This is a genomic window from Thermogemmatispora sp. (assembly GCF_019683755.1).
Lineage (GTDB): Bacteria > Chloroflexota > Ktedonobacteria > Ktedonobacterales > Ktedonobacteraceae > Thermogemmatispora.
In genome coordinates, this window is sequence record NZ_JADGHT010000355.1 from 1 (window position 1) to 4658 (window position 4658).

Sequence of the window (4658 nt, forward strand, 5' to 3'; positions counted from 1 at the left end):
CACCTTCCTGTCGTCCCACCCTCCGGCCCCCTCCGGCGGGTGGGACCCCCTCGCTAGCTCTGGGCTTCCGCTGGGACCTCCTCTCCTTCGGCAAGAAAGGCACGGATCGCTTGCGCTGGCTCGGGAGTGACTCCAAAGAGGATGGTATAGTGGTTGAGCATGGGGAACTCTCTCAGCTGTGCGCGCGGGATCTGCGCAACCATCTCCCGGACTGCCTCCTCACTGAGGAGCTGATCATCTGGGGCCAACATGCCTGCCCCCGCTCGTAAGATCAGTGTCGGGGCCTGCACGCGCTTCCACTGCTCCGCTGGACGCGCTTCATTTGCTCTCCTCCCCTCCTCAAGCACTCCTTCACGGTAGACGCGTGAGCGCACGCTCCCGTCGGGCAGCCGCTCAACATCATGTTCAAGGTAACGGTCGAGATAGGCATTCCACCAGGGACCGAGAAAGGGCAATCCCTGGAGGCGTTGGCGATAGGCCTCGAAGGAAGCCACTGGCGTCCCCAGTCGCGCAATGGAGGCACTTAACCAGGCTGGCTGCTCCTCCGGCCTGCTCCAGGGCAAAGGTGCCCCGGCGTCTACCAGTATGAGCTTGCTGATACGCTCGGGGCGCCAAGCGGCATAGAAGAGAGCGATCAAGGCCCCGAGCGAATGACCCAGCAGGGCGGGACGCTCCAGCCCCAGGGCTGTGAGCAGATGATCAAGGTCTGCAGCATGGATCGGTACGCTGTAACCTTGCTCTGGTCGCTCGCTTCTGCCTCGTCCGCGCAGGTCGTAGGCGATAACCCGGTAGTCTGTTGCCAACACGTCAGCAAAGGCTTGGAAGCAGAAGGCGTTCGCTGTGAGCCCATGAAGACAGACGACTGGCGGCCCCGCTACTCCCCACTGGACAACATGGAGCCGGAGCTGCCCCGCGAGGACCAACTCATCCCGCACAGGTTCGACCAGGGGAGACATGGATGCCCTCCTCTCGACAGAATTCCTGCCACTTACGCGCTGTGGCCGCTAACCAGGAAGCCCCTTCCCGCTGCCGGACCTCTTTCCGCTGCCAGCCTCGCCGCTGCTGCTCAGGGCTGAGGCTCTTCCAGAGGACTTCGTAGATGACCTGCCGGTAGCAATCGGGGTCTGGAGGGAAAAGTAGGGCGCGCTGGCTATCTTCGACATAGAAGTAGTGCCCTCGCTCACGATACCAGCGGCGGATCTCTTCTTGCTCTTGGACCAGTATGGCGAGAGGGGCCATCCGCTCCAGACGTGGCCAGTAGCTGGTGACGCCAAAGGGGATACAGTGCAGGTGTGCATGGAAGACTGTTTGACCGAAGACTCCATGTTCCCAGAAGAGCAGGGGGGCATACCAGCGAGCCGCAAAACGGCTCACCAGGCGCCTGAGTGCCAAGAGGTCGCGGTCAAGCGCCGCTGGCACGGCACCATAGCAGGCATAATGGTGCTTGGGAATGATCAGGAGATGCCCTTCAACGAGGGGAGCATGATCAGCCACGAGCAGGAAAGCTGGCGTCTCCTGCAGAATCGTGGTGAGCGCCGAGCGCTCACAAAAGACACAGGGGGGATCAGGACGGGCCTGCCCCTGTTCCCAGGACGGCCCTGAGGACGGGAGAGAAACACCGGTTCCCCTCTGCAGGACATCGCGGCACTGCTGATCCGCATCTGGAAATGACATCAAACGGCTCCTTCTCCTTCCTCTTCGTCGTCGGGGCCCCGCCACACCCGCCCCGCCCTGGGGCCGACCGCCCCCTCCTCGTTCGTCTGGGCGGCGGGCGGGCCGAACGGGGCCCCGCTCCTTGAGCAGACCGGCCAGGCAGACAGACAGGCGGGTCTGGCCCCTGCAGGCCGACAGGGCCGCTTGCCTTCTGCCTCGCTTCCGCGTAGGAGAAAAGTGTGGGCGCCCCCACCCCGCTGCGCTGCGCTGCGCTTGGGCAGGGAAGCGCCTCACTATCCGCCTCACTATCCGCCTCTCTATCGCCTGACATTCGATTCACGTGGGCCTCTGACGAAGGTCGGTCGGCCCGAGGTCGGGATTAGCCGGCATGACGAAAACCGGTCTCGGCCATCGTCAGGGGCGCTCCTTCACGCTGGACTCCGGCTTCAACCACCTCGGCAACGAGTACTGTCGAGTCGCCAGCAGGCACGGTGTGCCGCACTTCACAGGCAAGCCATCCTAGGGCTTCATCGAGAATCGGGCAGCCCCCTGGTCCTTTGTGAAAGGCTACTCCTTCCAGCTTGTGCGGGTCACGCACGGCCGATTTGCCCAGCTTGCCCGCCAGCTCACGTGCGCCCGACGGCAGCACATTGACGACAAAAGTCCGGCTGCGCAGGATCATCGGCAGTGAGCGCGAATCATTCTCCACCGAGACGGCAATGAGCGGCGGCTCAAAGGAGACCTGCGTCAGCCAGTTCGCGGTGAAGGCGTTGACCTCCCCTCCATCAGCGCAGGAAACAGCGTAGAGGCCATAGGTAAATAAGCGCAGAACATGCTTTTTGGCAGCCAGATCCATAGAGCAGCGCGCTCCTCTCCTTCTTCTTCCTTCGGCTCCATCTCACTTGTCTTCTCTTGGATGGTCGGCAACCATGTTACGCTTGCTGCTTGATGGCAGCGACGCGCCCTCCCGTCATCGCCTGCAGCTCGGCAGGAGTTAAGGCGAAGAGCGCTGAGGGGGTACCTGCCGCCGCCCAAATGCGCTCATAACGCAGAAGATCCTCATCGATAAAGGTTTCCAGTGGCTCCTTATGCCCCACCGGCGGCACTCCACCGATAGCAAAGCCCGTCCGCTCCTTCACGAAATCGGCATCGGCTCGCTCAACCGCTTCGCCGACTAGCTCCGCTAACCGTTGTTCATCCACGCGATTGGCTCCACTAGCCTCGACGAGAATCGGACGCCCACTCTCCCGCCCACGGAAAACCAGCGACTTGACTATCTGCCCAAGTTCACAGCCAACGGCGCGCGCCGCCTCGCTTGCCGTGCGCGTCGAGGTCGCTAGCTCGATCACTTCGCAGTGAAACCCCCCCGCCACCAGCGCCTCTTGCACTCGACGCGCCGCCGGACTCAGGTGCGCAAATGGCTCAGTAGACATCGCGTCCTCTCTCCTTCTTGCTTGGTTTGGCCTTCCCGTCGACCAGTAGCTGAGAGCTGTTGTCACTCGGCCTCCGGCCTAGGCCAGCACGTCCTGAAGCTGAATAGTACGCCCGCGCTGCGGGCTGACCGAGATCATGGCGATGGGGGTCTCTAGCAGCTCTTCTAGACGCTTCAGGTAGTGCTTGGCTGCTCGCGGGAGATCATCATAGTCGCTGATGCCACTGGTGCTACATTGCCAGCCTTCGACCTCTTCGTAGACAGGCTCGCAGGCCGCCAGGTCGTTGAGATTGGCCGGCAGGCTGTGGATGGTCTTGCCATAGAGGCGATAGGCGGTGCAGATCTTGATGGTGGGGAAGGTATCTAGCACGTCGAGCTTGGTGATCACCATCGCATCCAGGCCGTTGAGTTGGGCCACAAAACGCCCGGCCACTGCATCGAACCAGCCGCAGCGCCTCGGTCTCCCTGTGTTGGTCCCATATTCATGACCACGGCGGCGCATCTCTTCCCCTACTTCGTCAAACAGCTCGGTTGGCATCGGCCCACTGCCTACGCGCGTGATATAGGCCTTGTAGACGCCTATCACGCGATCGATCGAGCGCGGCGGCAGGCCTGCCCCACTCGCCGCATTCGCCGCCAGCGTCGAGGAGGCGGTGACAAAGGGATAGGTACCAAAGTCGATGTCTAGCAATGCTCCCTGTGCCCCCTCAAGCAGAATGGTCTTGCGCTCGAAAAGCGCCTCGTGCAACATCGCCTGAGTATCGGTGATATAGGGGCGCAGTCGCTGGCCATACTGGAAGTACTCCCCGTGGATCTCCTCGAGCGAGAGCGGGGGCTGCCCATAGATCTGCGTGATCATGCGATTCTTCTGCTGCAGAATCGTCGCAAGCTTGCTGCGGAAGGTATCCACATCGAGTAGGTCCGCCATCCGAATACCGCTGCGGGCGTGCTTATCGACATAGGCCGGTGAGATGCCACGCTGCGTGCTGCCGATCTTCTCCTCACCACGCGCTTCCTCTTCCAGCCGGTCCAGCAGGAAATGGTAAGGCATCACGACATGAGCCCGCTCGCTGATATAGAGCCGCGAGATGTCGACTCCCTGCCTCTCTAGCTCCTCCATTTCCTCCAGCAGACCTCGCGGATCAACGACTACGCCGTTGCCGATAATACAGGAGGTTTGTGGGTAGAGAATTCCCGAGGGAATGAGACGGAAGACGAATTCTCCTTTTTCATGGACAACGCGATGGCCCGCGTTGCTCCCTCCCTGGTAGCGAACCACGAAGTGCGCCCGCGCTGCCAGTTCATCGACGATCTTCCCTTTCCCTTCATCCCCCCACTGGGCGCCAATAACTGCAACTACCGCCATAGCACTGCTCTTCCTCTTTTTCTGCTTCCTGTTTGCTCTCTCATCTGCTCCTGTCTCCAGGATACCATCCTCACCCACCTTCCTCAACCGCTCCAGTCATTCCCAGTTGTTCCCTGCCGTTCCGAGCGCACGCTCAACGACAAGGGCTTGGTGCTCCCCTCCCCAGCCAACAACCCCCATCACTCCCTGTCCGTCTCCCTATTTGCC

At 61.6% G+C, this 4658-nt stretch carries 5 protein-coding genes; all 5 read right to left on the reverse strand.

All coding sequences use genetic code 11. The features are described 5' to 3' along the window. Positions 1–53: 53 nt before the first annotated feature. Positions 54–956 (reverse strand): alpha/beta hydrolase, encoded by a 903-nt coding sequence (locus tag IRZ24_RS17045; protein ID WP_297166792.1) that lies wholly within the window; start codon positions 954–956, stop codon positions 54–56. Further along, positions 925–1674, reverse strand: a complete 750-nt coding sequence (locus tag IRZ24_RS17050; protein ID WP_297166795.1) for an HIT family protein — start codon at positions 1672–1674, stop codon at positions 925–927. The genes IRZ24_RS17045 and IRZ24_RS17050 overlap by 32 nt, the downstream gene beginning before the upstream one ends. A 358-nt stretch (positions 1675–2032) precedes the next feature. Next, positions 2033–2509, reverse strand: a complete 477-nt coding sequence (locus IRZ24_RS17055; RefSeq protein ID WP_297166802.1) for a flavin reductase family protein — start codon at positions 2507–2509, stop codon at positions 2033–2035. 76 nt (positions 2510–2585) lie between these two features. Further along, positions 2586–3086 (reverse strand): YbaK/EbsC family protein, encoded by a 501-nt coding sequence (locus IRZ24_RS17060; RefSeq protein ID WP_297166805.1) that lies wholly within the window; start codon positions 3084–3086, stop codon positions 2586–2588. Between the two features lie 78 nt (positions 3087–3164). After that, a complete protein-coding gene (locus IRZ24_RS17065; RefSeq protein WP_297166808.1) occupies positions 3165–4451 on the reverse strand; it encodes an adenylosuccinate synthase in 1287 nt (428 codons plus the stop codon). Positions 4452–4658: the final 207 nt, after the last annotated feature.